At 62.6% G+C, this 26641-nt stretch carries 26 protein-coding genes, 1 tRNA gene and 2 pseudogenes; 13 read left to right on the top strand and 16 right to left on the bottom strand.

Annotated elements, in window-relative coordinates; translation table 11 throughout:
• Positions 1-305 precede the first annotated feature (305 nt).
• Both Hrd1104_RS05785 and Hrd1104_RS05780 read left to right on the top strand, forming a co-directional pair.
• The gene (locus Hrd1104_RS05785) at positions 306-788 is read left to right on the top strand and encodes a type IV pilin (RefSeq protein ID WP_154551852.1); all 483 of its coding nucleotides are present in this window, start codon (positions 306-308) and stop codon (positions 786-788) included.
• A 192-nt stretch (positions 789-980) separates the two neighbouring features.
• Positions 981-1169, top strand: a complete 189-nt coding sequence (locus Hrd1104_RS05780) for a hypothetical protein (RefSeq protein WP_154551851.1) — start codon at positions 981-983, stop codon at positions 1167-1169.
• Between the two features lie 172 nt (positions 1170-1341).
• On the opposite strand, the gene Hrd1104_RS05775 is transcribed toward Hrd1104_RS05780, so the two are convergent.
• From Hrd1104_RS05775 to Hrd1104_RS05765, 3 genes are all read right to left on the bottom strand, one after another.
• Positions 1342-1518, bottom strand: a tRNA-Trp gene (locus tag Hrd1104_RS05775).
• A gap of 41 nt (positions 1519-1559) precedes the next feature.
• Positions 1560-1787, bottom strand: coding sequence for a DUF5795 family protein (locus Hrd1104_RS05770; RefSeq protein ID WP_154551850.1), 228 nt, complete (start codon positions 1785-1787; stop codon positions 1560-1562).
• Between the two features lie 75 nt (positions 1788-1862).
• The gene (locus tag Hrd1104_RS05765; RefSeq protein WP_154551849.1) at positions 1863-2756 is read right to left on the bottom strand and encodes a DUF5794 domain-containing protein; all 894 of its coding nucleotides are present in this window, start codon (positions 2754-2756) and stop codon (positions 1863-1865) included.
• Between the two features lie 460 nt (positions 2757-3216).
• Here Hrd1104_RS05765 and guaB point away from each other — a divergent pair, with 460 nt between their 5' ends.
• Complete coding sequence (gene guaB, locus Hrd1104_RS05760; RefSeq protein WP_154551848.1) at positions 3217-4707, top strand: IMP dehydrogenase; 1491 nt, start codon at positions 3217-3219, stop codon at positions 4705-4707.
• Between the two features lie 67 nt (positions 4708-4774).
• Here guaB and Hrd1104_RS05755 read toward each other — a convergent pair whose 3' ends face one another.
• Positions 4775-5956, bottom strand: a complete 1182-nt coding sequence (locus Hrd1104_RS05755; protein WP_195837638.1) for a PQQ-binding-like beta-propeller repeat protein — start codon at positions 5954-5956, stop codon at positions 4775-4777.
• 386 nt (positions 5957-6342) lie between these two features.
• Positions 6343-7350 (bottom strand): NAD(P)/FAD-dependent oxidoreductase, encoded by a 1008-nt coding sequence (locus Hrd1104_RS05750; RefSeq protein WP_154551846.1) that lies wholly within the window; start codon positions 7348-7350, stop codon positions 6343-6345.
• Positions 7351-7612: 262 nt separating this feature from the next.
• Between Hrd1104_RS05750 and Hrd1104_RS05745 the strand changes: the two genes are divergently transcribed.
• Together Hrd1104_RS05745 and Hrd1104_RS05740 are read left to right on the top strand one after the other, a co-directional pair.
• Entirely contained in the window at positions 7613-7825 is a 213-nt protein-coding gene (locus tag Hrd1104_RS05745) for a hypothetical protein (protein ID WP_154551845.1), read from the top strand.
• 199 nt (positions 7826-8024) lie between these two features.
• Positions 8025-8414: a response regulator gene (locus Hrd1104_RS05740; protein WP_154551844.1), complete on the top strand. Its 390-nt coding sequence runs from the start codon at positions 8025-8027 to the stop codon at positions 8412-8414.
• 113 nt (positions 8415-8527) lie between these two features.
• On the opposite strand, the pseudogene Hrd1104_RS13295 reads toward Hrd1104_RS05740, so the two are convergent.
• Positions 8528-10473: pseudogene (locus Hrd1104_RS13295) on the bottom strand (3-hydroxyacyl-CoA dehydrogenase NAD-binding domain-containing protein).
• A gap of 203 nt (positions 10474-10676) precedes the next feature.
• On the opposite strand from Hrd1104_RS13295, the pseudogene epsC reads away from it, so the two are divergent.
• The 3 genes and pseudogenes from epsC to Hrd1104_RS05720 all read left to right on the top strand — a co-directional run bounded on the left by epsC (position 10677) and on the right by Hrd1104_RS05720 (position 14321).
• Positions 10677-11231 (top strand): annotated as a pseudogene (gene epsC, locus Hrd1104_RS05730) (serine O-acetyltransferase EpsC).
• 26 nt (positions 11232-11257) lie between these two features.
• The gene (locus tag Hrd1104_RS05725; protein WP_154551843.1) at positions 11258-11830 is read left to right on the top strand and encodes a DNA-3-methyladenine glycosylase; all 573 of its coding nucleotides are present in this window, start codon (positions 11258-11260) and stop codon (positions 11828-11830) included.
• Positions 11831-12062: 232 nt separating this feature from the next.
• Entirely contained in the window at positions 12063-14321 is a 2259-nt protein-coding gene (locus tag Hrd1104_RS05720) for a beta-glucosidase (RefSeq protein ID WP_229770553.1), read from the top strand.
• A gap of 60 nt (positions 14322-14381) precedes the next feature.
• Here Hrd1104_RS05720 and dnaJ read toward each other — a convergent pair whose 3' ends face one another.
• The 7 genes from dnaJ to Hrd1104_RS05685 form a co-directional block, all read right to left on the bottom strand.
• On the bottom strand, positions 14382-15551 hold the full coding sequence (gene dnaJ / locus Hrd1104_RS05715) for a molecular chaperone DnaJ (protein ID WP_154551842.1): 1170 nt from the start codon (positions 15549-15551) through the stop codon (positions 14382-14384).
• A gap of 281 nt (positions 15552-15832) precedes the next feature.
• On the bottom strand, positions 15833-16531 hold the full coding sequence (locus tag Hrd1104_RS05710; RefSeq protein WP_154551841.1) for a molybdopterin-binding protein: 699 nt from the start codon (positions 16529-16531) through the stop codon (positions 15833-15835).
• Positions 16532-16591: 60 nt separating this feature from the next.
• Positions 16592-17350, bottom strand: a complete 759-nt coding sequence (locus Hrd1104_RS05705; RefSeq protein WP_154551840.1) for a DUF5803 family protein — start codon at positions 17348-17350, stop codon at positions 16592-16594.
• Positions 17347-18033, bottom strand: a complete 687-nt coding sequence (locus tag Hrd1104_RS05700) for a DUF2110 family protein (protein WP_154551839.1) — start codon at positions 18031-18033, stop codon at positions 17347-17349. Before Hrd1104_RS05700 ends, Hrd1104_RS05705 begins: the two co-directional genes overlap by 4 nt.
• Positions 18033-18557 carry a transcription factor gene (locus Hrd1104_RS05695; protein ID WP_154551838.1) on the bottom strand — a complete coding sequence of 175 codons (525 nt, stop codon included), beginning with the start codon at positions 18555-18557 and terminating at the stop codon, positions 18033-18035. The genes Hrd1104_RS05700 and Hrd1104_RS05695 overlap by 1 nt, the downstream gene beginning before the upstream one ends.
• Before the next feature lie 81 nt (positions 18558-18638).
• Positions 18639-19196: a tRNA (cytidine(56)-2'-O)-methyltransferase gene (locus Hrd1104_RS05690; RefSeq protein ID WP_154551837.1), complete on the bottom strand. Its 558-nt coding sequence runs from the start codon at positions 19194-19196 to the stop codon at positions 18639-18641.
• A 14-nt stretch (positions 19197-19210) separates the two neighbouring features.
• The gene (locus Hrd1104_RS05685; RefSeq protein WP_158853923.1) at positions 19211-19939 is read right to left on the bottom strand and encodes a DsbA family protein; all 729 of its coding nucleotides are present in this window, start codon (positions 19937-19939) and stop codon (positions 19211-19213) included.
• 78 nt (positions 19940-20017) lie between these two features.
• On the opposite strand from Hrd1104_RS05685, the gene Hrd1104_RS05680 reads away from it, so the two are divergent.
• The 5 genes from Hrd1104_RS05680 (at position 20018) to Hrd1104_RS05660 (ending at position 23920) form a co-directional block, all read left to right on the top strand.
• The gene (locus Hrd1104_RS05680) at positions 20018-20815 is read left to right on the top strand and encodes a DUF2797 domain-containing protein (RefSeq protein WP_195837635.1); all 798 of its coding nucleotides are present in this window, start codon (positions 20018-20020) and stop codon (positions 20813-20815) included.
• A gap of 85 nt (positions 20816-20900) precedes the next feature.
• Complete coding sequence (locus tag Hrd1104_RS05675) at positions 20901-21887, top strand: hypothetical protein (protein ID WP_154551835.1); 987 nt, start codon at positions 20901-20903, stop codon at positions 21885-21887.
• Positions 21884-22213, top strand: coding sequence for a hypothetical protein (locus Hrd1104_RS05670; RefSeq protein ID WP_154551834.1), 330 nt, complete (start codon positions 21884-21886; stop codon positions 22211-22213). Before Hrd1104_RS05675 ends, Hrd1104_RS05670 begins: the two co-directional genes overlap by 4 nt.
• A gap of 43 nt (positions 22214-22256) precedes the next feature.
• Positions 22257-22661 (top strand): hypothetical protein, encoded by a 405-nt coding sequence (locus tag Hrd1104_RS05665; RefSeq protein ID WP_154551833.1) that lies wholly within the window; start codon positions 22257-22259, stop codon positions 22659-22661.
• Positions 22662-22765: 104 nt separating this feature from the next.
• Positions 22766-23920 (top strand): outer membrane lipoprotein carrier protein LolA, encoded by a 1155-nt coding sequence (locus Hrd1104_RS05660; RefSeq protein ID WP_229770552.1) that lies wholly within the window; start codon positions 22766-22768, stop codon positions 23918-23920.
• 68 nt (positions 23921-23988) lie between these two features.
• On the opposite strand, the gene Hrd1104_RS05655 is transcribed toward Hrd1104_RS05660, so the two are convergent.
• From Hrd1104_RS05655 to menE, 3 genes are read right to left on the bottom strand one after another with little or no spacing between them, the layout of a single operon-like run.
• Positions 23989-24336, bottom strand: a complete 348-nt coding sequence (locus tag Hrd1104_RS05655; RefSeq protein ID WP_154551831.1) for a MarR family transcriptional regulator — start codon at positions 24334-24336, stop codon at positions 23989-23991.
• Between the two features lie 25 nt (positions 24337-24361).
• Complete coding sequence (locus tag Hrd1104_RS05650) at positions 24362-25102, bottom strand: NRDE family protein (RefSeq protein WP_154551830.1); 741 nt, start codon at positions 25100-25102, stop codon at positions 24362-24364.
• 41 nt (positions 25103-25143) lie between these two features.
• Positions 25144-26640, bottom strand: a complete 1497-nt coding sequence (gene menE / locus Hrd1104_RS05645; protein WP_154551829.1) for an o-succinylbenzoate--CoA ligase — start codon at positions 26638-26640, stop codon at positions 25144-25146.
• Between the last annotated feature and the right edge of the window lies 1 nt (position 26641).

Below are 26641 nucleotides of genomic sequence, written 5' to 3'. Positions count from 1 at the left end.
GCTCGACGCGGGCTCGAACCGTCGACGTAGTGCCAGTAGTCAGTACGTGCCTTCAGCGGTTGGCGTTCACCACAATCGGGTCTGTTCCAACTCGATTTGCTTCTCTTGTTGGGTGGTCTGTGAGAGCGCCCAGTCATTCGACACGGGACAGTCAAACACCCGGTCTACATGTCACGCTGCGATTGAAACGGATTCATTCGAGCAAATCGCCCCCAAGCGAAGCTTTTTCTGACTGTGAAAAGACCATTCAGGCCTGAACTGTCCGCAATCATTAAAGTGTACTCTCACAATGAATCGATTGCAGCATGGATCTGAAACGACTATTCGACGCGGACGATCGAGGCGTTTCGCCGGTCATCGGGGTTATCCTGATGGTCGCGATTACAGTAATTCTGGCTGCCGTCATTGCAACCTTCGTGATGAACATGGGGCCGCCCGAGGATCAGGCACCCCAGGCCAGCTGGTCGATCGACTACGAGAACGACAACGTGACCATTTCGCACGATAACGGGGAGGCGGCTCAGGCAAAAGAACTGAGTGTCAAACTCGCAGTGAATGGTTCTGTTGTGGACACATACGAGTACTCAAATAGCTCTGGTGCCCCCTTCGCCGAAGATGCTGAAATCTCAGCATCGTCGACGGACTTTTCGATCGGCGATGGCGATGCTGTGACTTCCAAGAACAAAACCAGTCCGGGACTGGACATGGGCAACGTCACCTCGGTCGAACTCATCTGGGAGTCCAGCAGCGCGGACAAGTCCAGTACGCTGAAGAAGTGGGAAAACTGACGTAGCGACGAGGCGACGACTCGCGTTTTTCGTTTCTCGATCGGTACCCGACAGCGCCAGTTGAACGAACGGGTGAGATTAGCCCACGATTTCTCTGCAGTCAGGCCACACTCGTCGAAGAGATGGTGATGCTCACGCGAATCGGCAGCGGTCAAGTACAACTCCACACGAGAGTTCCGTAGTCACGTCACGGTGGCAGATCCGCGCGTCGTCTGTGGGGCTTCGATCGACGTGGACGGATTAGTCAAGGTCTCGCCATCCCTCACGCGGACGGTGATGAACGGCGGTTGTCTCCAAGAAAACATCGTACGGGGCAGGGCCACGAGCGATCGCACACAACTGGTGGCCGCAGACGGTCTCGTCGTCGCCGTCGAACCGTGAACGTGTGTCTGCCGACCCGTGACCAGTGAAGCCCACCGAGGGAACGTCTCGGTGGCACGTGCGGGTGATCATATCGACCTTCCCCCAGAAAAATAAGATTTCTTCGATATTTCTGAAAGCACCGAAAACCGGTCGCTCAATACTCGAACGTAAATAAAATTGGAGGTTAGTATGGGGTCGGAGGGATTTGAACCCCCGATCGACTGATATCTCCGGTTGCGCCTCGGAACTCCAGAGGGTCATCAAAGCGCCGGTGATCAGCCGGTCGCTCAGTATATCAGTCTGGAGTGTCGTCCCGGGCGCGATAGCCTCTGGAGTCAGTCGCCATGCCGGACTTGGCCACGACCCCGCGCTCCGGCGTAGGACGATTCGCCGTAAATGGATTTCGATTCAGTCTCTGTCGGTCGCTTGCCAGGCACACTCCTGGCACTTATACCCAGTGACGAATTCGGTGACTGAGGGCATGTATCCGACTTCCAGGACGTCACCGCCACAATCGGGGCAGTCTCGGTCGGCATCGGCTATCGATTCGGCGTCCATGACGTCCTCGCCTTCGACAATTTCGGCCAGACTGACAGCGGTAACCATCCGGCCCTCGACGACGCGGTTTTCAGCCATACGAACGCCTGGAGGTCGATGATCCTAAACCTTCTCGTCAGCGCCGACCAGCAGTGGTCTCGTTTGTGCGTTCGATCACAGCCACGGGGCCTGTCGAGAACGCGACTCATCGTCATCAGAGACGTCCGGGACTCCCGGCGACGAATCGGCCGCGGGCGGTTTCGAGTCGCCTTCATCGTCTCTGTGGACTGTCGGCTGACCGCCGTCAGTGGCTGGCTCGGACCGGCGTGGTTCCGGATCCGAACCGGGGTCCAGGGACAGGAGGACAGCGATCACCAGTACTGCAAGCGGGAGGGGGGCGTCCGTCGGGATCAGCCCGTAGATCGACAGTACCAGCACGCCCAGTGCGACGGCGCTACCGAATCGGAAGCGGTCGATGTCGATGGTCGTTCGCAGCCACGGGCCGAATATCGCGACCAACAGGGCGAACCCGACGCCAACACCCGCCGCGGCCGTCCCGCGCGCGATCAGCCCTATGTCGGTCGTGACGGCCAGTTGTGCCCCGGAGAGATCGAGGCTCGCTACCAATCCAAGGGCAACGACGACTCCCGGCCGGGGGAGCCAGTCACCGATGCGGGCACTCGCGGTTTTGGCGGCAATCGCGAGGATGACCAGTCCGGCAAATCGCTCGAAGATCGCCAGATCGAGCATACTCTTGATCGCTGGGGCGAGGGCGGCTTCGATCGCCGCGACGGGAAGTACGATCGCCCCGACACCTAGAACGGTCAAGACTTGTTCACGGGGCGTTCCATCGAAATCAGCGAGGATGACGGCCACGGTCGCACTGCCGCCGAAGACGAGCAAGCCGACTTCGAGAATGCCGGCCGCGTTGCTCACAGCACCGGCAAGTATCAGTGCCGGGAAGACGCCGTCAACCAGAGGGAGACACATGACAGTCGCGAGTAATCGACCGGCGCCACCGACCCGTCGCTCGATGGCCAGCGCGATCGGATGTCTGGAGCTACTCATCACCTAGGGGCGGCCGTCTCCCGTGGCCCGTGGGTGATAGCGCCTGCCCCGATAGCGTCGCCGGTCGGGGTGGGCATGCTCCGCCTCGCGTCCGGATCGGGGGACGTGCCAGTGTCCTGTATTTGTTTTGTCCCCGCGTGTGAACGCATTCCCCATCGATTTCGAAAATGTATTCTGTCGGGAAGAGTCGCCGCGCAGCTTGCAGGCGGTCCGCGTTCGGATGGGGATGGCGGAAGCCATGTGCGAAACAATGAAGGATGGGGGTAAAAACGTTGCGTGAGAAGCGCCCGCAAAGATATCGATTCCCAAGACAATTCCGGGACAGCTCGCCCGGACTGTTCGTCTCACTCCGCAAATCCCACTCATTCGTCTACTTTCTTCGAGGCTCTGTGACGAAGTAGCAAGGCGCGATTCCATCGTGACTCGCAACGTTTTTGGTGTGAGTGTTCCGACGGTTTACATGGCGAACAACGAGCGACAGTTTTCGGCGAAACTGGACGAACCGGAAGCGTTGACTTTCGACGACGTACTTTTGCGACCCAAAGAGAGTCGCGTCGAGCCCGACGACGCGGCGACGGAGACGCGGGTCTCGAAAACCGTCTCACTGAACGTCCCGGTCCTCTCGGCGGCGATGGATACCGTCACCACGGGCGATATGGCGATTGCGATGGCACGCCATGGGGGCCTGGGCGTTATCCACCGGAATATGGATGTCGACCGGATGGCCGCCGAAATCGAGCGTGTCAAGCAGGCTGACGAGCTGATCATCCGGGATGTCGTGACGGCTAGCCCGGACCAGACAGTTCGGGAGGTCGACGCGCTGATGGATCAGAGGGGTGTCAGTGGCGCACCTGTTATCGACGACGACGACGAAGTGCTGGGCATCATTTCGGCGACTGACATCCGACCGTACCTGGAAGTCGGCGAATCGGATGCGGTCCGTGAGGCGATGACCGGCGAGGTTATCACTGCGAGCGAGGACATCACGCCCCGAGATGCCCTCGAACTGATGTACGATCACAAGATCGAGCGCGTGCCGATCGTCGACGACGAGGAGCGCCTCATCGGCCTCGTGACGATGCAGGGGATCCTCCAGCGCCGCGAGTACGATCAGGCTGCCCGGGACGAAAACGGCCGCCTTCTCTGTGGGGTCGCGGTCGGACCCTTCGAACAGGACCGTGCTGTCGCCGCCGACGAGGCCGGCGCGGACGTTCTCTTCATCGACTGTGCCCACGCGCACAACTTGGATGTCGTCGAGAGCGCTCGGGAGATCAAATCCCAGGTCGAAGCCGACGTCGTGGTCGGCAACATCGGGACGCGGGAGGCCGCCGAGGATCTCGTCGACTTCGCCGACGGGCTCAAGGTCGGTATTGGCCCGGGCAGCATCTGTACGACCCGAATCGTCTCGGGTGCAGGGATGCCACAGCTGACGGCGACCGCCGAGGTCGCAGATGTGGCTGCCGATCACGATGTGCCGGTGATCGCCGACGGTGGGATTCGATACTCCGGTGACGCGATCAAGGCCATCGCCGCCGGTGCCGACGCGGTGATGCTCGGGTCCTATTTCGCGGGGACCGACGAGGCACCCGGCCGCGTCATCACGATGAACGGCAAGAAGTACAAACAGTACCGCGGGATGGGCTCTGTCGGTGCGATGAAATCCGGCGGCGGCGACCGCTACCTGAAAGACGTCGAGGAGGGACAAGACGACGAGGAGTACGTCCCGGAAGGCGTCGAGGCCGCGACGCCCTACAAGGGGCCCGTCGAGGACGAACTCCACCAGCTCGTCGGCGGCATGAAGTCAGGGATGGGCTATGTCGGTGCCGAGTCGATCCCGGCGTTCAAAGAGCGAGCCGAGTTCGTCCGGGTCTCCGGGGCGGGTCAACAGGAGAATCACCCCCACGACGTCGTCATTACCGACGAAGCGCCCAATTACCGGCCCGACGAGTAGCGCTGTCAGCCAATATCTCGCCGACTATTGGATGGTTCTGTAGAGCGAGAACAGCGTGTGATCAAGATCACGCTGGTGGTTGGAATGCCCGGAGCTTTCCGTCCCGACTCGTCACGAGGATACTTTGACCTGCAACAGCGTGAGACGAGTGGACTATAGAGGATTCCGCGACCGACCACCGTTCGGTCTGCAGGTCGGTATCGAACGCCGCCACGTCCGTATCGATCGAACCGGCGATGACAGTGTCGCCGACGACGATCGGCGACGAGTAGATGTCGCCCTGGAGTGATCGCTTCGCACTGCCTTCGCCACTCTCGCGATCCAGTTTGACGAGATCGAACCCGTCGGTCGCGTAGAGTGCGGTCTCCGTTACCGCTGGAGATGTCCACGACGTGAGGTCGCTCCGTCGCCACCGCTGCTGGCCGCTCTCGACGTCCACGGCCACGATACCTCCTTTCACGCTCGACAGTACTGCTATTTGGCCGGCTACGGTGGGCCCAGCTCGCACCTTCTGTAAGGGGACTCTCCACCGACGCTCGTTCGAGTCTCGGTCGATAGCCCAGACCTCGTTCTCGCTCGGGACGCACACTGTGTTCTCGATCACCGCCGGCGCGATGTCCATCCGTGCCTGCAACGTGTCGACCTCGAAGGTCGGCAGACGCCGGGAACGCGAGATCTCTCCCGATTCAGCGTCGACGGTCAGCAGCCGGTCTGTCGTGCGCAGGAACACCGTCTCGTCGGCGACCGTCGGCGAGAACAACTGCTCGCCCTGTACGTCGACAGTCCACAGCCGTTCACCGTCGGTCGTTCGAAAGGCCAGCAGCCGGCCGCCACCGGACGTTTCAGTCGGGACGTAGACCACCTGGCCGTGTCCAACTGGACTCGCGCTGACGGGTCCCGGGAGTTCGTTCTTCCATCGTAACCCGCCGTTCAATTCGTACTGGGCGACACCGTGATACTGGGTGGCAACGTCGCCCGTCGCCACGAGGACGCCGTCGTCGACGACGATGGAGGAGACGCCTTCACCGCCGGTCTCTTTCAGCCACTGGCGTTCGATCTCGCGTGGGACTGTGCCCGACACGGTGCCCGTGTTCTGTGGATCGAACTGGACTGACGGCCAATCCTCCGTATATGATGCTTCTAGGTGCTGTTCTGCAGAGAAGATCGGTTGCGTACAGCCCGCGAGAGCGAGCCCACAACAGGTACCAAGTACTTCGCGCCGATAGTAGTGGAGACGCAATTTGGACATACTGGCAGAATGTATAAACATATTTAAATACTACGATTAAAATAAGTTTCGCAGATGTGTTTCATGTACTCCCTTTCCAGTGGATGAGGTCCGCGATGGCTGAAAGTGTCCAGACGGTGTGCTCGTCGAAAAGCGGGTCCGTTCTATATGCGGCGGTACTGGGCCTCGCTCGAAAAGCCAACTGCCCCAGTAGGAGTTGTGGTTTCCTGAAGTGCTAGTCAGCGTTAGCACACGCGGGACTACAGTAGCCCGTCTCGGCGGCGTTCGAATCGGGGTGTGCGTTGAACGATTCGCCACAACCGTTGCAGGTGTACGTTTCGAAGTCCGACATCCCATTCGGTGGGTGACGGCCCAGAGACCAAGATTGTTATGGAGCGGTCAGTTTCTCACCGGAGCGCGCGACCGGCTTCGAGGCCACTCCGAAGAGCGGCCCGCGTCCGTCCGATTCCTTCGACCCAGTCCCCAGCAAGCGCGAGGTCCGCGTCGAGGGCGTCTTCGACCAGCGATTCGTCCGGTCCACGCGTCGGGACCGCGGCCCCCCAGCGCTGATACTCCCACCAGGTCGGCTCTTCGAGTCGGTCGTCATCGAGCAGTTCCACGGCCCGCTGGGTCGCCGCCTCGGCAGCGGCCGCCGGTGACGTCTGGGGATGGGTTACTGCCCACCCCGGGCCGAACTGGACGATGACTATTCCTTCGCCGTCCGGCACGTGACCCGGTTTGTGCCCTTCGTTCGAGATCCACGCGACGTCGTAGACGCCCTCCTCGCTGACGAGCCCGAAGAACTCGGTCTCGATTTCGAAGGGATAGTGCAGCGCGACGGTGTCCATCGTCCGGTACGGAATCTCGTCTGCGGTCGTGGCCAATCGCTCCCGGAGCGGATCGTCCCAGTCAGCCGTCTCGAACAGCACTGACGCCGATGCGCCGGGGACTGCCAACACGACCGAATCGAAGTCTTCTTGTCCCTCGTCGGTCGTCACTCGCCAGCCATCGGCGAGTCGTTCGAGACGGGTGACACCAACGCCGACTTCGAGAGTGGCGTCACTCGCTTCGATCATGCCACGGACGATCCCATCGAGGCCCTCACGGGTCGTCCACCGGGGATTTTGCGGCGTCTGTCCGGGTGCCACCTCGCCGTCGGCGTCGAAGCGCCAGACTGGGGTCTCGATCTCGACGAGGACGTCGCTTGCTGCGGTCTCGATGACGGCCTGTAAGTCCTCGTCACCGACTTCGAGGTAGTTGGCACCGAAGTCGAAGATACAGCCGCTCCGGCGCCGACTCGCCATGCGACCTCCAACAGTGTCCATCTCGTAGACTGTCGTGTCGGCGTCATCGAGTGCGTGGGCCGCTCCAGCCCCGGCGATGCCGCCGCCGACGATACAGATGCGTTCGGTCATGCCAGCCCTTCGGCGGGCGGCACCTAAAGAGCCGCCTTGGAGGCAGGTTCTGTAACAACTTCCCAAGCGGTCTCGCATGGGCAGGTGAGCGCCGTGGTCCCAGTTGGAATTACCCCGCCAGTCTGCCGGTCCCGGTCATCTCAGTCCTCGCATCTTCTGTGGGTCCCGATACAGGCTTGGTGGTGCCGCCGGGAGTTCCCAGTCAGTCCCGTAATTATATCTAATTACTTTTTTCCGTCTCCGGTGTCGAGGTGGCCAGTACATGCCGCCGCTCGAACGACTGTGGTCGAGACTCCGGGCGGGCACGCGAACGGATGCCGTGCTCGTCGGGTTGCCCCTCGCGTTTATCGGGATATTTGCCGTTTCAAACGGCGTGTGGGTGTCGAACGATCGTGCGCTCATACTGGCGTCGATCGCTTGCGCGGTACTCATCGCCGACCGCCTGTTCGTCCATCCGCCGACCGAATCGGAGTGAGCCTGCCGTGTCGGTCCTTGTGGCTTGCGTGGATAGATCGACCGGACAACTGCGGTTCGCATTGACGAATCATCGTCAGTAATGGGCAATTGTGCCGACGAATGATTCGGTACCGTGGTGTTGTGACGTGGAGTGTCCAGCGATGACTAAAACTAACTCAACGTTCAAGGGAGAGAAGGCCTAATCTCTACGTATTCAAATGACGGAGACGATCACAGTCATGTTGGTCGACGAGGATCAGGATATCCTCGATATTACCTCGACGTTTCTCGAACGGGAAGACGACGCGTTGGACGTACTGACGGTGACCGAGACGGCAACGGCCCTCGAAACCATCCAAGCGGAGCCGGCGGCTGTCGATTGTGTAATCAGTGATTACAGCATGCCGGAGATGACCGGCGTCGAGTTTTTCCACGCTGTCCGTGACGTTGCTCCTACCGTTCCGTTTTTCTTTTTCACCGGTCGTGACCGCCAACAGATCGACGCCGAACTCGGCGAGCAGTCAGTCACCGGCTACGTCCAGAAGGGGACCGGTACCGACCGGTATGCCGACCTGGCGACGGAGATCCGTGACGCGGTCGAAGCCTGAGCAGACAGACAGACGTGGAGTCCGTTCGCACTCTTGATGCCCGTCGGTGTGGGTGAGCCAGCGAAAAATAAACACCGGCTGTTCTAAAACCCGGTCGGTGCGCTCTCTACAGTTTAGGTGCCGTCGAACGTGGGCGTGCGATCGTCCTGGAACGCGTCGATTCCTTCCATGAGGTCGTCTGTGTCTCGGAGCAACCCGAACGCGCGCGATTCGATTTCCAGCCCCGCTTCGATGTCGTCTTGGCCCTTGTGCATCGCTCGCTTGGTCAGGCCCTGAGCGATCGGTGGTCCGGCAGCGAGGTCGGTCGCGAGTTCCTCGACGCGCTCGTCGAATTCCTCGGGATCGAGGACCTCGTTGACGAATCCGTACTCGGCCATCGATTCGGCATCGAAGTGATCGGCCGTGAAGATGATCTCTTTGGCCCGCCCTTCGCCGACGATTCGCTGGAGACGTTGGGTTCCGCCCCAGCCAGGCATGAGGCCCAGATTGTGCTCGGTCTGTCCGAACACGGCGTCACTCGTCGCAATCCGGAGGTCAGCGTGGGTCGCCAGTTCCATGCCGCCCCCGAGACAGAAGCCGTCGATGGCCGCGACGACCGGCATCGAACACGCTTTGACCGCGCCGAAGGTTTCCTGTCCCGTCTGAGAGAGTTCCGCGACGTCGACCGCATTCCCGTCGGTGATCGACGAGAGGTCCGCGCCTGCCGAGAACGCTCGATCGCCCGCTCCCCTGAGGACGACCACGCGAACTGCGTCGGCAGCGTCGAGCGTTTCGAACACGTCGGCCAGTTCTTCGAGGAACGTCGGGCTAATCGCGTTCATCCGCTCTGGCCGGTCGATCGTGACGTGAGCGATGCCGTCCTCGCGATCGACGAGTAGCGTCTCGTAATCACTCATACGTCGCCGAACCCCCCGGCGTCGGCTGCAGTCCGCAGATAGTCAGCCACGTTGTACCGCTCTGTATCAGACGCCTCGTCGGCTGTATCGAGTGTCTCGACGAGTGTTTCCAGGCCGCCCGCATCCGCCAGGGCGACGGCCCCCTCGGGGAACCCGGCTCCGAGTTGCATCGCCTGGTCGATCGCCTCGACCGTGGCGACGTCCTCGGCACGTAGCTTCGCCGTTTCGTTCGCTATCACACCCAGCAGACGGTGTTCGACTTCGGTGCTGACGTCGGCCCCCTCGTAGTCCGTGCCGCCGTCGTCGTAGTCGTAGAAGCCCTCGCCGGTCTTGCGGCCGAGGCGGTCCTCGTCGACGACTGTCTCGAGGAGGGGTGCCGGTTCGTACGCATCGCCCAGCACCTCGTGGAGGTACTCCATGATGTGTAGCGTGACGTCGTTGCCGATCTGGTCGCTCAACTCGAAGGCCCCCATTGGCAGGCCGATCGATTCCGTCGTGGTTGCGTCGACTTCTTCGACGGTTGCAACCTCCTCGTCGACCAGCCAGGCGGCCTCGTTGAGCATCGGGATAAGGATCCGGTTGACGATGAAGCCCGGACTATCCTTCTGTACTCGGACGGGCGTTTTCCCGAGATCTTCGGCGAGTGCTTCGACCGTCTCGAGGGTCTCCTCGTCAGTGTGAGCCCCGCGAATGACCTCGACGAGGTCCATCCGGGTCGGCGGGTTGAAAAAGTGCATCCCACAGAACTGGCCGGGACGCTCGGTCAACTCTGAGAGATCGGTAATCGAGAGGCTGGAGGTGTTCGTCCCGTATATCGCCTGTTCGGGGGCGTGTTGGTCGACTTCAGTGTAGACGTCTTCTTTGATGGCCATGTCCTCCGGGACGGCCTCGATAACGACATCGGCACCAGTCACAGCGTCCTCGACCGGGACGACCGGATCGATCCGGTCGCGGGCGGCGTCGGCCTCGTCCTCGGTGATGTACCCTCGCTCGGCGGTCTTCCCCAGGCTCGCGTCGATCTGGTCGTAGCCCTCAGCGACGAGTTCCTCGTTGATGTCGCGTAATCGAACCTCGTAGCCCGACAGGGCCGCGACTTGGGCGATGCCGTGGCCCATCGTTCCCGCTCCCAGTACTGCGATCGTATCGATAGCGTCAACGGTCATGTGTTCGTCCGGGGAGACGACTGGAAGGCAGTTTAAACTTCGCTTCCGACAACAATTCGTCAACTCACTCGGCTGTCTCTCGGTAGCGGTGTTCGCACGGGTTTAAAGACGAAACTCGCTTAGTCGACGTATTCACGGTCAACCGTCCGTCCGGTGGCTATGGCTGCCCGACCAGTAGGACGGTGGCCCGCTTTGGCCGATCCATGATTGTCCACATTCGCGAGGACGTTCACACAGCGAAAGCAAAAGATCCGGCAGCCCAATCCACACTGGCGGTAGTTCTCACTGACCCAGGGCTGCACGCAATCTGGCTGTATCGCCTGGCGCATGTCCGCTGGATGGGTGGGTATCGACTCACGGCCCGTCTTCTCTCTTAGGTGAGTCGGTTACTGACCGCCATCGAAATACGTCCGGTTGCTGACATCGGCGACCGGCTGTGTATCCACCACGGCATGGGTGTCGTCATCGGTGAGACGGCCGATATCGGTGACGACGTGATGATGTATCACGGCGAGACGCTCGGCGGCAACTCCATGCGGCGGAGCAAGCGCCATCCGACAGTCGAAGACGGCACGACAGTGGGCGTCAATGCGACACTGATCGGCACTGTTACGATCGGCGAAAACGCTACCGTGGGTGCAGGCGAGCCGATCATCGACGACGTGCCCGCAGGTGAGACGGTCGCTGGCGTCCCTGCCGAACCGATCAACGGAACGACACCGATGGCAGCCCCAGTCGCCGGGAACGACGGCGACTAACGAGTCTCGACGACCCCCGACACACGATGACTGACGCATACAACCACCTCCGGACCGACCCCCGATTGGCATCGCTGATAGACGAACACGGCGAATTGACCGTCGAACCCGCCGAAAACTGCTTTGCACGACTGGTCGTCTCGATCGTTCGCCAACAGCTCTCGATCGAATCAGCTTCGGTGATTCGTCAGCGGCTGTTCGACCACTTCGAAGTCACCCCGACGAACTTACAGCACGTCCCCGCCGCAGACCTCGCCGATGTGGGGCTGTCCCGCCAGAAAGCCGAGACCATCACTCGTGTCGCCACTGTGTTCGACGAACGCGACTATTCGGTCTCCTCTTTCGACGCCATGGACGACGAGCAGGTGCTCGAAGAACTGACCAAGATATCCGGCATCGGCCCGTGGACCGCCAAAATGTTCTTGCTGTACGCCCTCGGTCGTGAGGACGTGTTTCCGGTCGAAGACCTCGGCATCCGCCGCGGGATGCAGGCCCTCTACGACACTGATATGACCCGCACAGAGATGGTCGACCACGCCGAGTCGTGGCGTCCCTATCGGTCGATCGCGTCGCTGTACCTCTGGCGGGTCGTCGACTGAGCCAGCCTGCTTGCGGGCGAGGCTCTCCACTTCGTTGAAATATATGATGCATCTTTTCAGCAACGGTTATTACGGTAGCGGGTGACGGTCGGATCGAGGCTGGCCTGCACGTGAAGATTGGCTGCCCGTCACAGGTTGTATCGTCCGGCCGGCGCGGCCGTTCGGTACCCGCCGGGGATCGGTTCGACGGGTACCCGTGACGTGGGGTCCAGCAACGATTGAGGGATCTATCATGACATCCGAACAGATGACGACTGACTCGGGCACTGACGTGGCCAGTGATCGAGTCGACGGTCTGGTGAATCGGCTGACGCTCGAAGAGAAGATCGATCTCGTCCACGGAGACGTGGATCCGGACGGGATCGCGACGGGGTACGTCCCGCCGAACGAACGACTCGACATTCCGTCACTGTCGCTGATCGACGGCCCGCTTGGCGTCCGTGCCGGCGACGGGACGCCGGCGACGGGGTTCCCCGCATCGATCGCGCTGGCGTCGGCCTGGGATCCAGCTCTCGCCCGGGAGATGGGCGAGACGATGGCAGCCGAGGCGCGTGCATTGGATCAGGACGTCCTGTTGGCCCCCGGGTTCAACATCGTGCGGGTGCCCCAGTGTGGTCGACTCTTCGAATACTACTCCGAAGACCCGCACCTGAACAGTCGGATCGCGGTCGGCTCCGTCGAGGGGATCCAGGCGGGCGATGTCGCTGCCTGTGCGAAACACTACGTGGCGAACAACCAGGAGACGGCCCGGATGGAGATGAACGCCAACGTCGGCGACCGGGCGCTCCGGGAGCTGTATCTGCGCGCCTTCGAGGCCGTCGTCGAAGAGGCCGACGTCGCCTCGATCATGGCTGCCTACAATCACGTCAACGGAACACACGCAACCGAGAACCGGCGACTCCTCACTGACATTCTCAAAGACGAGTTCGGGTTCGATGGCTTTGTCGTCTCGGACTGGTGGGCGACCACGGACGGTCCCGCAGCTGCCAGGGCAGGACTCGATCTCGATATGCCGGGCGCGACGCTCCCTGAGATGGCTCCCGAGACGAACGTCCTCTATCGAACGATCGACACCCTCTCGACGTTCGAGTGGTTATCACCGGACGACGCGACGGAACTGGTCACTTCGATCGTCGGCCTGGAATCGAGCGAGTGCCGCGTCCATCGCTCCGAGAAGTTCGACGACGATCTTTTGCAAGCGGTCGAAGACGGTCGAGTCGACGAGTCGGTCCTCGACGAGAAGGTTCGCCGCATCCTCGGGCAGATGGACCGGTTCGGGCTGCTCGAGGGCGAACAGCCCGACGGCGAGATCGACGTCCCGGCCCACCACGAACGATCCCGCCATATCGCCCAGCGCGGGACTGTCCTCCTGCAAAACGAGGACGACGTCTTACCGCTCTCGACCGAGGACCTCGATTCGATGGCGCTGGTCGGTCCCCACGCCGACGAACCGAAAGTCGGTGGCGGCGGGAGTTCGGAGGTCGATCCCTCTTCGAAGATCGGTCCGCTCGACGGCATCAAGTACCGCGTCGATGGGGACGTCGACGTGTCCTTCGAGCGCGGTGGCCCGCCCGTCCAGGGTGGCGACGACCGGGATGTCACCGTCTGGAATCTCTCCGCGGAGACCGTCGCCGATTCGGTGTTCGGTGACGACGACGACCCAGCAGACGTCTCCGTCGCCCCGGCCGTCGAGGCCGCCGAGGACGCAGATGTCGCCGTCGTTGTGGTTCAAGACGCCGCAACCGAGGACTTCGACCGGCCGCTTTCGCTGCCCAACAATCAGGACGAACTCGTCTCGGCGGTCGCCGAGGTCGCCGAGGAAACCGTCGTCGTCCTGCGGACGGCTGGCCCCGTCGAAATGCCCTGGGCCGACGAGGTCGAGGCCATCGTCGAGGCCTGGTATCCCGGCCAAGAGGACGGACGCGTCGTCGCGTCGATCCTATTCGGCGACGCCGAGCCCTCGGGTCGACTGCCGGTCACGTTCGGCGAGCGCCCCGGCGATTACTCCGTGAACACCCGCCGACAACACCCCGGCATCGACTTCGAGGCGGAGTACTCCGAAGGCGTGTTCGTCGGTTACCGACACTTCGACAACGCGGATATCGAGCCGCTGTTTCCGTTCGGCCACGGTTTGAGTTACACCGACTTCGAATACACGGACGTGTCCGTCGAGTCGGGCGATGGCCCCACAGCGACCGTCGAGGTGACCGTCGAGAACGTCGGCGGTCGGGACGGCTACGAGGTCGTCCAGGCGTATCTCGGCCAGGACGATCCCTCCGTCGAGCGGCCGCCCAAGGAACTCGCGGCCTTCGAGTCGGTCGAACTCGCCGCTGGCGAAGAAACGACTATCACGCTGTCCATCGAGGAACGGGACTTCGCTTACTACGACGAAGACGGCGCGGCCTGGACGGTCGACGATGGCGAGTACACGGTATCTGTCGGTCGATCCTCACGAAATATCGTCGCCATCGAGACGATCACTGTCGAGTAAGTCTCGCTGGTTTGTGCACGGAGATTGGATTTTGTCGCCGTCGTGGCACCGACGTCGCCGTTACAGCGAACTTTTCAGCCGATCGAAAAAGCCCTGCTCGACGTCGATTTCTTCGCCGCTGGCTTCGGCGAACTGTTCGAGTGCGTCGCGCTGTTCGTCAGAGAGTGATTCGGGCGTATAGACCTGCACTGTCACGAGCAAGTCGCCGTGGCCGCGACGGCGGAGTCGTGGCATGCCTTTGCCCTGCAGGCGGAACGTCTCGCCGCTTTGGGTGCCTGCTGGGACATCGAGTTCGACCGGCCCGTCCAGGGTCGGGACTTCGATCGTATCCCCGAGTGCAGCCTGTGGGAACGTGATCGGAGCCGTGTGGTGCAGGTCCGCGCCATCGCGTTCGAACTCGTCGTGGTCGTCGATCTCGATTTCGATCAGCAGATCGCCGTTCGGGCCACCGTTCTCGCCGGGCGCGCCTTCCCGTTCCATGCGGAGGGTCTGGCCAGTCTGGATTCCGGCCGGCACCTCGACGGACAGTGTTGCTTCGTTGCGAACCTGGCCGTCGCCGTTACAGGTCGAGCACGTTTCGGTGTGAAGTGAGCCTTCGCCGTCACAGCGCGGACAGGTCGTCGTCTGCTGGACCCGACCCATCGGCGTCCGCTGGACGCGGGTCACCTGGCCACGTCCCTCACATTCGGGACATTGCCGGCTGTCCGCACTCGGCGGGTGCCCGTTGCCGCCACAGTCCGAACACGTCTCCGGTCGCGTGACGCTGAACTGTTTTTCGACCCCTTCGTGGGCTTCCTCGAGGTCGATCGCCAATCGGGTCTTGAGATCCTGGCCCTGCTGTGGGCGGTCAGCCCGCTGGCGGCCACCGCCACCGAAGAACTGGTCGAAAATATCGCCCATGTCGCCGAAGGGACCGCCACCGCCGAAGGGATTACCGCCGGCGCGTCCGCCCCGCCCGGCCCGGCCCCCGCCACGGCCGCTGTCGTCGAAGCCACCTCGCTTTTCGGCCTGCTCGAAGCGGTCGTGGCCCAGGCGATCGTAGGCCTGCCGTTTCTCGTCGTCGGTCAGGACCTCTTTTGCCTTTTTGACCTGCTTGAACTTCTCTTCGGCGTCCGGATCGTCGCTGACGTCGGGATGGTACTCGCGTGCCTTCTCGCGATAGGCTTCCTGGATCTCCTCCTCGCCCGCGTCCCGAGAGACCCCCAGTACGTCGTAGAAATCCTCGCTCATTCGTTATCGGGAGGTAGGCGATTGAGACACTTCAAAAGCCCGGGTCGACGACGGCCGCCAGTAACTGCCTTCTCCCACCATCCACACTGTGGTGGCCCCACTCCGTTCTGCGGGACGATGATTTAAGCCCGATGGCACCGATCAAAGACGTATGCTCATTCCACTGGCAGCCGGCGTCAACACGGCAGTGATCAACGCGGCCGGTGCCGTCGTGACTATCGGCAGTATCGTCCTCGCGGTGGCCTGGTGGCTGCACCTCGCACGCTGAGTCTCGGTGTCGGTCACTCTTTGGCTTCCGGGCGGTCGACGCGCTCGCGGAGCCACGCTGCGGCCGCCTCGACTTCCCCAGCATTCGAACCGGAGAGTTTGAGTCGGACAGTCTCGCCGGGATAACTCCCGATCGTCACGTCGAATTGTGTGCCCACCGCTTCGATACGATCGAGGAGTGCACTCTCGGGCTCGGCCGCGTGAATCGTCTCGACGTGGATGGTCTCGCCGGTGAACGCCGCCTTGACTTCCCCAAACATTGCTTTCATCTCTGCGGGCACCCCCGGCAGGACGTAGACGTTCGCCAGCACGCACCCCGGGGCGACCCCCTCGTGGTTCGGGATCATCCGCGCCCCCTCGGGGATCTTTGCGGTTCCTTCCGTGAGATCGTCACGGGCGTACCCGTGGTGAGTCTCGATCCATTCGAGGGCGTCCTGGCTCTCTTCGAGTTCGACATCGAAGGCTTCAGCCACGGCGTCCATCGTCATGTCGTCGTGGGTCGGACCGACGCCCCCGGTCGTGATCACGGCATCGTAGCGTCTGCGGTAGTCGTCGACAACAGTGGCGATTTCATCGATCCGGTCGTGAATGACCGTCACCCGTTCGAGCCGAACGCCACGGTCGGCCAACTGGCGGCCGAGCCAGGCGGCGTTCGTGTTGACCGTCTCCCCGGCCAGCAACTCGTCGCCGATCGTGACCAGCGCGACGCGCATACGCGTCCTCGGGTCTTGATAGACATAGCAGTGACGCACTCGGCGGGACGTGCCCTCGGGCTAACCCATCCCTGGGGGCGGGCCACGATCACGAGGATCGTCGTCCTCGGTATCGACGTCGAGGCCCAGTTGCTCCCGCTGGGCTTCGAGCCTCGAAATCTGCCGGCGATGGTACGCCAGACCGACCAGCCCGATCGCCACCACGACCCCGGCCAAGCCACCGAACAGCAACACGTCGCGATTCCGGTAGAACGACAGGAGGATCGTCTCCCGTTCGACCGACCCCCACTTGACGACGACGCGGTCGTCTACCGTTTGCGTGGTGTAATTTCCGGGGACGGCACGCGAGATGAACGGGAGGGAGATCGCTCGTCCGGGTGGCAGGTGCACCTCGTGGGACCCGGACACGACGACGGGCGTCCGGAAATCAGGGCCCGAGCGCGCGACCGTAAACGCCGCAGTGCCGTTTCGTGCCGGCGGTTCGAGCGTCACCTTCGATCGACCTGTCTCGACCGAGAAGGCCGTATTGTTGACGACGGTTCCGTTCGGATAGCGAAACTGCAACGCGGAGATGGGCAACGCCTGGTTCGAGCCGAAGGCGTCTTCGAGGAACAACTCGATCGACGAGCGGTTGTTCACGTCCAGTACCGCCGTGTAGTTGTTCGTATACAGGGTGTAGCTCGCTGAGGCGTTTGATTCCCAGTTGTAGGTTGCATTCTCCTTCAGGTCGGCGTCGCTGACTGGCGAAAGACACCCCGAAATCGCCAGCAGCGCGAACAGACCGGCAACCGCGAGTGCGAGACGTCGCCGCCCGGTCATGGCACGACGGCTAGTAGCTCTGATGGGAGATACTGCCCGATACTGGCGAGTAACCCCGGCGGATCTGTCGCTTCCCGGCAGACGATACTCTGTTCGAGCAGCCCCAGTCGCTCGACGGTCACGATATCTTCGGCGTGACCGGCGCGGTTGACCGTCGCGCGCACTTCCGCCCGCGTGGCGCTGTTGACGTTCACACGCCCCTCGCCTCGCGTCCACTCGTAGAGGCGGTCGCGCTCTCCGTCCGCCAGCCGGCCTGTTGCGGTGCCGTCCTCAGCGTCGCCTTCGTAGACGAACGCGATGGGTAAGTGCTGGACGAGGCCGAACCGCGTCCGGAGCTGTCCTGGAGTTCCCTGTCCGAGCCCAATAGAGTCGGCCGGAATCCGAACTTGCCGGCCGGCATCGAGGACGAACCCCTCGCCGTCCCAGGCTTCGAGCGTCCCCACGTACTCATCACCGGCTTCGAGGTGTGGGGTGATTGTCCCCCAGCGATCGGCCAGCACGTTCCGGGCGACCGTGGCGTCATCGCCGCTGATCGTCACCGAGGGAAAGTCGTCGTCGCGGACGCCGACATCGTACGTGACGTCGAGTTCACCGAGGGCGTCCGCCAGCAGCGATGCGAGGGAATCGAGCGTTCGCTCGCGGGCCTCACCGTCGACGTAGCACTTGGTAGCGAGAACGACCATTAGGCGTCGACGTCGATGTTGAGTTCGTCTTCGAGCGCGTCGATGCGGTCGTCCATCGCATCGACCAGCGCCGTGTTCTCCATGGACTCGAGTTGTGACCCACAGTCGGGACACTCGAAGCCAAAGTCCATCGCCTCCTCGAACTCGAAGCGGATACCACAGGTCTCACACAGGTAGAACTGGTGATCGAGTTCGTACTCGCGGCGATCGACCAGTCCCTCGTAGAGTTCGTACATTTCGCCTTCGAGTTGTTCGGGGATGTTGTCGTACTCGAACGTCCAGAGGTAGGTCAGCCAGCCCGAATCCTCGTCACGGAGCCGGCGATAACTCGCCAGGTCGTTCTCGTAGAGAATGAACAGCGCCCGGCGGACGTCGTTGAGTTCCAACCCGAGTTCCTCGGCGAGTTCCTCGTCGGTCACCTCGCCATCCGGCGGCGCAGCGGCGACGGGCATGCCTTTCGGTCCCACCAGTTCGTGGAGGTATTTCTGGATGACGGGATCCTCGAGGTATTCCTCAAAAGCCATTATCTACCTTTGGGGCGGTGAGTCGTTTAAATTCACCGAACGATGCTCGGGGGACCGCCGGGCAGCACTCGGCGGCCGCCGTCAGTCTTCGGCGGCATCGGCATCGTCACCGTCGACGACGCGCTTGCCCGTCTCCTGTGGGACGACACGTTGTGTTGCGTTCTCGAAGTCGCGATCGAGTTCGGCCCCGTCGAAGAGCCGATCGAGAAATACTGCGAGCGCGGCGATCTCGGAGTGGGGCTGGTTGGTCACGCCCACGTTCCAGTCGGCGTGTTCGTAGACCTCGAAGGGGACCTTCTCGGCCCCGACGACGACCAGCAGTGGCTCCTGACGATGCCGGGCCTGGATCTCTTCGCCGACGGCTTGGACTGGCTCGCCGTACATCGTAAGGTGGGCAATCGCCCCATCCCAGGCGCGGATCTGGCCGAGTGGCCCGTCCGTTACCGTCACCTCGAAGGGGCCACCAAAACGGTCGGTGATATCCTCGACTGTCCCTCGGCGGCCTTCTGCGACGTCTTCGAGGATGAGTCGGTCCGCACCCAGGGCACGGGCCGTCAACCCGACGTGCGTGGTCGTCCGTTCGTCCCGGCCCGGTCGATGTCCGAGGCGTAACACGGCGACTTCAGCGTACTCGTGCATCGCTACTCACCTGGTCAGGCGTTGGCCTCGGGTTTGGCGTCCTCGATTGCCGCCGAAACCGTCTCGAAGTCGTATCCGTCCGTCACTGTGTCCACAACGAAGGCCGTCGGCGTCGCGTCCACGCCGAGTTCCTCGGCGAAGGCGACGTCCGCGCTCACTGCCGCTTCGTAGCGGCGGTTGGCCGCGGCACTTCGGGCGTCGTCCGGGTCGGCACCGACCTGTTTGGCCAACCGTGCGTACGTCTCTGGTCCCAGTGTGTCCTGGTTGGCGAACAACTTCTGAGAGTACTCCCAGAAGGCAGTGTGGCCTGCGTCCTCCCAGACGGCCCGGGCGGCGTGTGGAGCGCGTCTGGACGCTTCCCACCCGTCTCTGGAAAACGGCAGGTCGTGCATGGCATAGCGTATCGTTCCAGTTTCGATATATTCCTCGCGAATGGCCGGAAAGTGGTTCAGCGAGTATCTGGCACAGTGCCCACATTGGTAGTTCTCGAACACCCGGACCGTTATGTCGGCGTCTAGATCGCCAATGATCGGCGTCCGACGGTCGCCGTCGAGTTCGACGGCTGTCTCCGGGAACCCGTTCTGGCTCGCTGTCTCGGTCAACGTGCCGATGGCCGAGGGTGAGACGCTACTCGTCGTTGTCTCTCCCGAGCTACACCCCGCAACCCCGGAGACGGCCGCGACCGATCCGGCAGCCAGCAATCGGCGCCGCGTCAGCGCCGTCGTCTGTCTATTATCATCCATGAAGGGTGTTGGCGGGTCGACGTTCATAAACCGTCGGTTCCGACGCTGACAGCGCCCCGAACCCGGGGGTCCCGGACGATGCTAACGGTAAAGATCCTCTCGATCGAAGACCCGCCCGTGCAGATTGTCGGCTACAGTACTCGCGCTGGCGAATCCGACCCAGCGCTGTTGCTCGCCCGAGACGGCCAGATCGATCGCGAAGGGCTCACCCCCGGAACGGGGGTGACCTACACGCTTGAGGCCCGCCACTGTGCTGGGACGATCGACGACGGTCGTCACCTGGCTTGCAACGCGCCAGAAGCGCCATCCTGTCCACAACACACCGATCGCTGGCCCTGTGCCCGCTGTCGGGGTGACTGTGACCTCCCACGCGAGAGTTGCCGCGAGGAACACGCGATCTATCTGGCGGCCTTTGCCCCCGACATCTTCAAAGTCGGTGTGACGCGATCCTGGCGGCTGGACACCCGGCTTCGCGAGCAGGGGGCCGATCGGGCGGCACACGTTCGGACCGTCGAGAACGGCCGGATCGCCCGCCAGATCGAAGCAGAGATCGCCGAGACAGTCGGCGATCGCGTTCGCGTCGATCGCAAGCGAGCTGGGCTCCATCGCAGCGTCGATCGGGATGCCTGGGAGCAGCTTCTGGCTGATTTCGACGTCCGCGAGCAATTCGCCTTCGATTACGGCCTGGAACTGACAGGCCAACCCATCGCGGAGACGCTGTTGACGGGCTCCGTTCGTGGGACGAAGGGGCGAGTGCTTGTCCTTCAACGCCACGGCACCGTCTACGCCGTCGACATGCGCGATCTCGTGGGCTATGGGGTCACTTCGACGGAACCGGACCGGGAGGTCCAGGCGAGTCTCGGGTCGTTCGACTGAGAGTTGTCGAGTGAATTCATCACATAATACAATTATGTAAATCCATACCAAAAAACACTTAGCAGTCACCGACGCGCCAGACAGTATGCGACGCGAAGGGTATCTCGCTGCCGCGACCGCGCTCCTGTGTGTCCTCGCTGTGGCCACGTTCCTCCTCGTCCCGGGTGCCGTTGCCACACACGACATTGACGCGCCCAGTCATCTCGATATCGACGAGGTGACTGTCGCTCCGGGGGCAGTGACCGGCAACGCCGTGACCGTTCAGTTTGGGGTGGCCCTCGATCATCGGGGTGGGCCAGCCGACAACGTCTCGCTCACGATTCGGGCCGTCGATGCCGAGTCCGGGCTGGTCGCCGCCGAAACGTCGACCCAAGTCGGCGAGATCGCCGGCGATCGCGAACACCGGTCGAGGACGAATCTGACGGTTGCTCGCGAGGGTGGCTACGATCTCGTGGCGATTCTCTACAGCGATGGGGAACGAATCGACGTCGAACGCGGCTCGATCCACGGCGTCGCCGGACTCTCCCCGACGACGATCGAATTCAAGCGTTTCGAGACGGCGATCCCGACTATCGACTATACGATCGAAGCGGCTGGAGACGAGCAGGCCACCCTGGCCGTCCGGACACACCTCTGGAATGCGGGTGTCGACCCTGCCGAGGGCGCGACGCTGGAGTTGGTCGCTCGACAGTCTGACTCGAATGTCGTCGCGGACCGGACGACGATCGACGTCGATCGACTCGACTCCGGACAGGCTGTCGCGCCGGACGCACAGTTGACAGTCCCCAGCGGCTACGGGTATCATCTGGATGCAATCTTGAAACACGACGGCGTGATCGTCAGTTCCGCGTCTTCGATCGCGGATCTGGACCCGGATAGAGAGATCGAGGCCGATACCACCTTCGAGAGCGTGCCTTTCGAGGCCGAGGACTTCACGGAGGCCGAGGACGTGGGCGAGACGGACGGCCCGACGCGTCCCACGGCGACATCCGGCCCTGGACTGGGAGTTATTTCTGCCCTGCTTGCCCTCGCTGGGATCGGTCTCGTCTCGCGGTTAGGAGGTCGACAATGACAACGGACTCAACGGGCGAATCCAACGGCACCGACGGCGAAGCTGAGCGAGCGACTGACAGCGACGCGGCCGACGATCCTGGCCGGGCGGTCACTGATGATCGCGCTGGCAAGATCGTCGAGTATCTCGAACTCGGCGCGGTCGCGGTCCTTGCACTGCTCGGTATCATCGCCGTCTTTGGGGCGTACACGAGCGCGATGGGCGCGATCGATACCTGGGTGGCCAGAGAATACGAGTCGATCTTCAGGGCGGTCTTTAACCTCGTCGTGCTCGGGCTGGTCGCGATCGGGCTCTCTGTACTCGTCCGTCGTCGATTCGAATCCTGAATTGTTCGGAACGCTTTTCCACCGCGCGACGTTTCTCGGCCACATGGCAGACGACAACGAAAGCGAGCACGGCGAGCCATCGACAGACGCTGAGAACGGCGACGACGAGGAACAATCGTTCCGCGAGCGCGTCGAGGAGATCCGACAGGAACGCGCCGAAGAGGGCGAGGATCGGGATATGGAGGATCGCCGCGAGCGTATGGAAGAAGCCATGGGTGGCGGCCCGGGCATGGGTGGCGGTGGCAACCCCTTCGCCCAGATGATGAGTGGGATGATGGGCGGCGGCCCGGGCGGACCGGGTGGTCGCGGTCCCGGACAGATGGGTCCCGAAGGCGAGGAAAGCGACAGCGGCAACGAGGAACTCACCCGCGAGATGCGAAAGCTTCGTGACGAAGTTCACGACGTGCGACGCGAACTCGAACGGATCGCCGACGCCCTCGAACAGTAAGTTCGGATCGAATCCCGGCGTGTTGTGGGGCTACCGAAACACCTATCATCGTCTCAATGGTTTTCCCGCACAGTTGGATGGATCGACTGCGTTCGAGGCCCACGGTGCAGATCGTTGCGGTGGTCAGCGTGGTCTTTCTCGCGAGTCTCGCGGTCGGCGTCTGGGTCGCTGCCGAGCCACCCGACGCCGTCCCAGCGTTCGACGACGTCGACGAACAGCGGGCTAGCCTCGATGGGCTCGTCGGTCTCAGAAAGACGGTCTACGAGCGGGGCAACACGACGAGTGAGTCGGTCGAACGCGTCTGGGTACGCCCAGGTACCGGTCAGTATCGCATCGAGGATCTCCACGACGACCCGCGGTGGCCTGAACGGAAAGTGGCAAACGGGACCGAGCTTTGGCTGTACGACGACGATGCCCAAACGGCAATCCAGATCGATATTTCCCAGACGGACCACTCGTCGAGCGGCGATCGGATTAGCCGGCTCCTCGCCGTCGTGAGAGCGGCAGATGGCCCAGCGACCGCAGGGAGTGTCGATCCACTTCCCGTCGTCCCTGTCGCCAGCGAGCGTGATGGGACCACCAGCGGAATCGCCGGGCAAATCACTGTCACGTACAATGGTACGGCGACTGTCGCTGGCCGGGAGACGTACGTCCTCTCCCTTCGGTCGACGACGAACGCGACCGGGGTCGTCTCGGACTTCTCACAGCGTGTCTGGCTCGACCAAGAGTGGTACGTGCCGCTGAAACGAACGACTACGTACAACCGTGATGGGACACCTGTCACGATAACGGTCAACTACGAGAACGTTACGTTTAATCCCGGACTGTCGTCCGAGCGGTTCCAATTCGATCCGCCGGCGGAGGCGACTATCAAAACGGATGAGTCGCCGACACAGAGCCACTTCGTCGATATCGCACAGCTACAGGCTGTCACAAACTACTCCGTTCCGGAGCCGACGCTCCCGGATTCGTTCGACCTTCGCGAGGCGACTCGAACAGTCGGGAACGTCCGGAGTATCGGCCTGCGCTACGCAAACGAGACGGCGACCGTGGCCGTCTCGAAGAGCAACCTCACCTGGTACCAGCCCCGTACGGAGGGCCGGAACGTAACTCTCGGATCGGAAACCGCAACCCTTCGGAATATCGGTACCGAACTCCGCATCTCTTGGACGTGTGCGGACGCTCGCTACTCCGTCGCTGCAACTGGCCTCTCTGCGGCTCCGTTGATCGAGATCGCCCGGTCAGTCGCGTGCCGCTGATCGGCGATTCGAAGAGATGCCGCTCCCGATAGCTGATTGCTTGTTTACTCCCAGTTGCGGGTCGACGGTTACTCTTCGTAGGCGAGGTTCATCAACCACTGCGTGAACTGGTCGCTGTGCACGTTGACTTCCTCGTCGCCGACGAACGGCGAGAGCATGTCGCCGGCCATCAGCAACGAGAAATCGAGATCTTTCGCAGTCGGTGTCAGCAGGTACGTGTTGTGCCCCTCGTAGACGGCCTCATCACGATTGATGAGGTCTTGTTCGGCCAGGGAGTCGACGATGCGCGATCCCTTGCGTGAACTCACGTCCAGTTCTTTCCAGAAGTCACTCTGATGGATGCCGCCCGACTCTCGGACGAGTTCGAGGCCCCGGCGTTCGTCCTCCGAGAGATCCGGCTCCGACTCGGCGCTCATACAATCACTTCGGGCAGGTTGCCGCTTAAACTTGACCTTCGACGCGTTCGTACTCGGTCTCGCAGGGTGGGCCATCGGCATACCAGTACGCCCGGTCGTCGTCACCGAACCGAACCAGTGACGACGACTGGGTACCAAAGCCGTCTCCGTGCACGCAGGCGCCGTACTCGTGATCGGCGATGGTCCTTGCTGCCCGATCGAGCCAATCGTCACCGGACTCGCCGGGGCCTGGTTGCAGTGTGGTTCGTAGCTGCGTCGCCGTTTCGGCCTGTTCAGGCCCAACGGTCGACCGAGACGTCGGTATTCGATAGCGACCGTCGGCCCCGACGTTGACGACGACGTGGACGCCGGGTTCAAGAGACCTGACCGAGAGCGTCCCGTCCCATTCGAGCAGTAGCGCCGCCTGCTCGTCGGCGACGACGAGGTTGAACCCAGCGTGGCTGGTTCGATCGACGGCGGTCTCGACTGTTCTGGCCGCTTTCTGCGCGGTCTCGGCGTCGAGCGCCGCCCTGACAACCAGCCCACGCGAACGGTCGGCTGCCGGCGGATCGTCGAGCCACCGGTTCGTAATCGCTACGAGAACGCCACACTCGTTGTATCCAATCCACGTCCCGCCTGCAGACTCGTCTCGCGGTGCGAGGATCGCTGGGTCGCTGTTCCAGACGGTGGGTGCCCGAGAGGGCCGATCAGTGGCTTCGTCGCGGTTCGCGGCGACTGCAACTGGCACGTCGGCAAAGACTTGCCAGGCCAGGATCAGAGTACACACGGATTCGAATTCGGACGCGATCGGCCTAAACTCTCGGCCATTCAGCTGTTCTGTATGGTTTCGATGACGGCTGCCCGGTCGACGGTTCCCGAGACCGTTCGCGGGATAGACTCACCAATCTCGATCGACTTGGGAACTTTGTAGGGCGCCAACTCGTCACGACAGGCCGCTTCGATCCGCTCGGCAGACAGCTCTGTGGTCCCGTTTGGCACGACCAGCGCGGCCACGCGCTCGCCCCAGTCGTCGTCCGGGACTCCGACGACCACGGCCTCTGCGACGTCAGGGCACGACTCGATCGCGTCGACGACCGCTCCTGGCTCGACGTTTTCACCGCCGGTGACGATGCGATCGTCTTGCCGTCCGACAACGTACAAGCGGCCGTCGGCGTCGCGATAGCCCAGGTCGCCGGTATGTAGGCCCCGCTGATCGAACACCGCCTCGGTTTCCTCCTCGTCGAGGTACCCCGGTGTGACTGTCGGCCCCTCGATGACGATCTCGCCGGTCTCTCCGGGTGGGACTGACTCCCCGTCGTCGATGACGGCCACCTGCGTAAAGAGGAGTGGCTGACCGACCGTCCCCGGGTTGTCGAAGGCCTGGCTTGGGGTCGCGGTGGCGACCTGTGAGGCCGTTTCGGTCATGCCGTAGGTCGGGTAGACGGGAACGTTCTCTCGCTGACAGCGGTCGATGAGATCCCGGGATGCAGATGCGCCGCCCAGCAACACGAACCGAAGCGCGTCCGGCCGGTCCCAGCCAGCATCGAGGAGGCGTGATAACATCGTCGGGACAAACGAAACCCCGGTTACGTCGTAGTCAGCCATCGCCGCGGCGGCCCGGGCCGGTTCGAAATCCTGTTGGAGGATCACTGTCGTGCCGTAGAGCGTCGACCTGACGAGGGGCGCAAAGCCGCCCATGTGTGCCATCGGAATCGAGACCAGCCAGCGGTCGGAACGGGTGACCCCGAGTCGGAATGCAGATGCAATCGCACTCGCAAACAGATTCGTCAACGTCAGTTGCACGCCCGCCGGCTCACCTGTCGATCCGGAGGTAAACATCACGAGATGTGTCTCTGATGGGTACCGGGCTCTGGGTGTGATGCCGCCGGTCGCCGAGGGTAGCGTCGGCACTGTCTCGGTGGGGGACGTGTCGACGCTGAACAGCGCCCGGTCGCCGAGATCGCTGACTGGCCCTGCCGTCTGTTCGGTACAGAGGATGACATCGACCTCGGCTTTGGTGGCGAGCGTTTCTAGTTGGTCGGTCGGCTCGCGGACGTCGAGTGGGACGACCGCTGCTCCCAGTCGCCAGGCAGCGTGGGTCGCCCGGACGAAGTCGATGCTCGTCTCCATAGCGATTCCGACTCGCTGGGGGCGTCCATCACAGGCCGCCTGGAGACGCCCGGCGAGTCGATCGGCCTCGTCGAATAGCGCTTCGTACGTCCAGCTAGCCCCCGTTTCCGCCTCGACGACCGCCGTGCTGTCGGGCGTCGAACTCGCTCTGGCGGTCAGCGGATCGATCTGGGGCCAGGCGTCGAGTGTTCGCATT

Origin of the sequence: Halorhabdus sp. CBA1104 (assembly GCF_009690625.1) — an archaeon.
GTDB lineage: Archaea > Halobacteriota > Halobacteria > Halobacteriales > Haloarculaceae > Halorhabdus.
The sequence above is the reverse complement of the archived record's forward strand: the minus strand, read 5'-3'. Positions and strand labels throughout refer to the sequence as shown.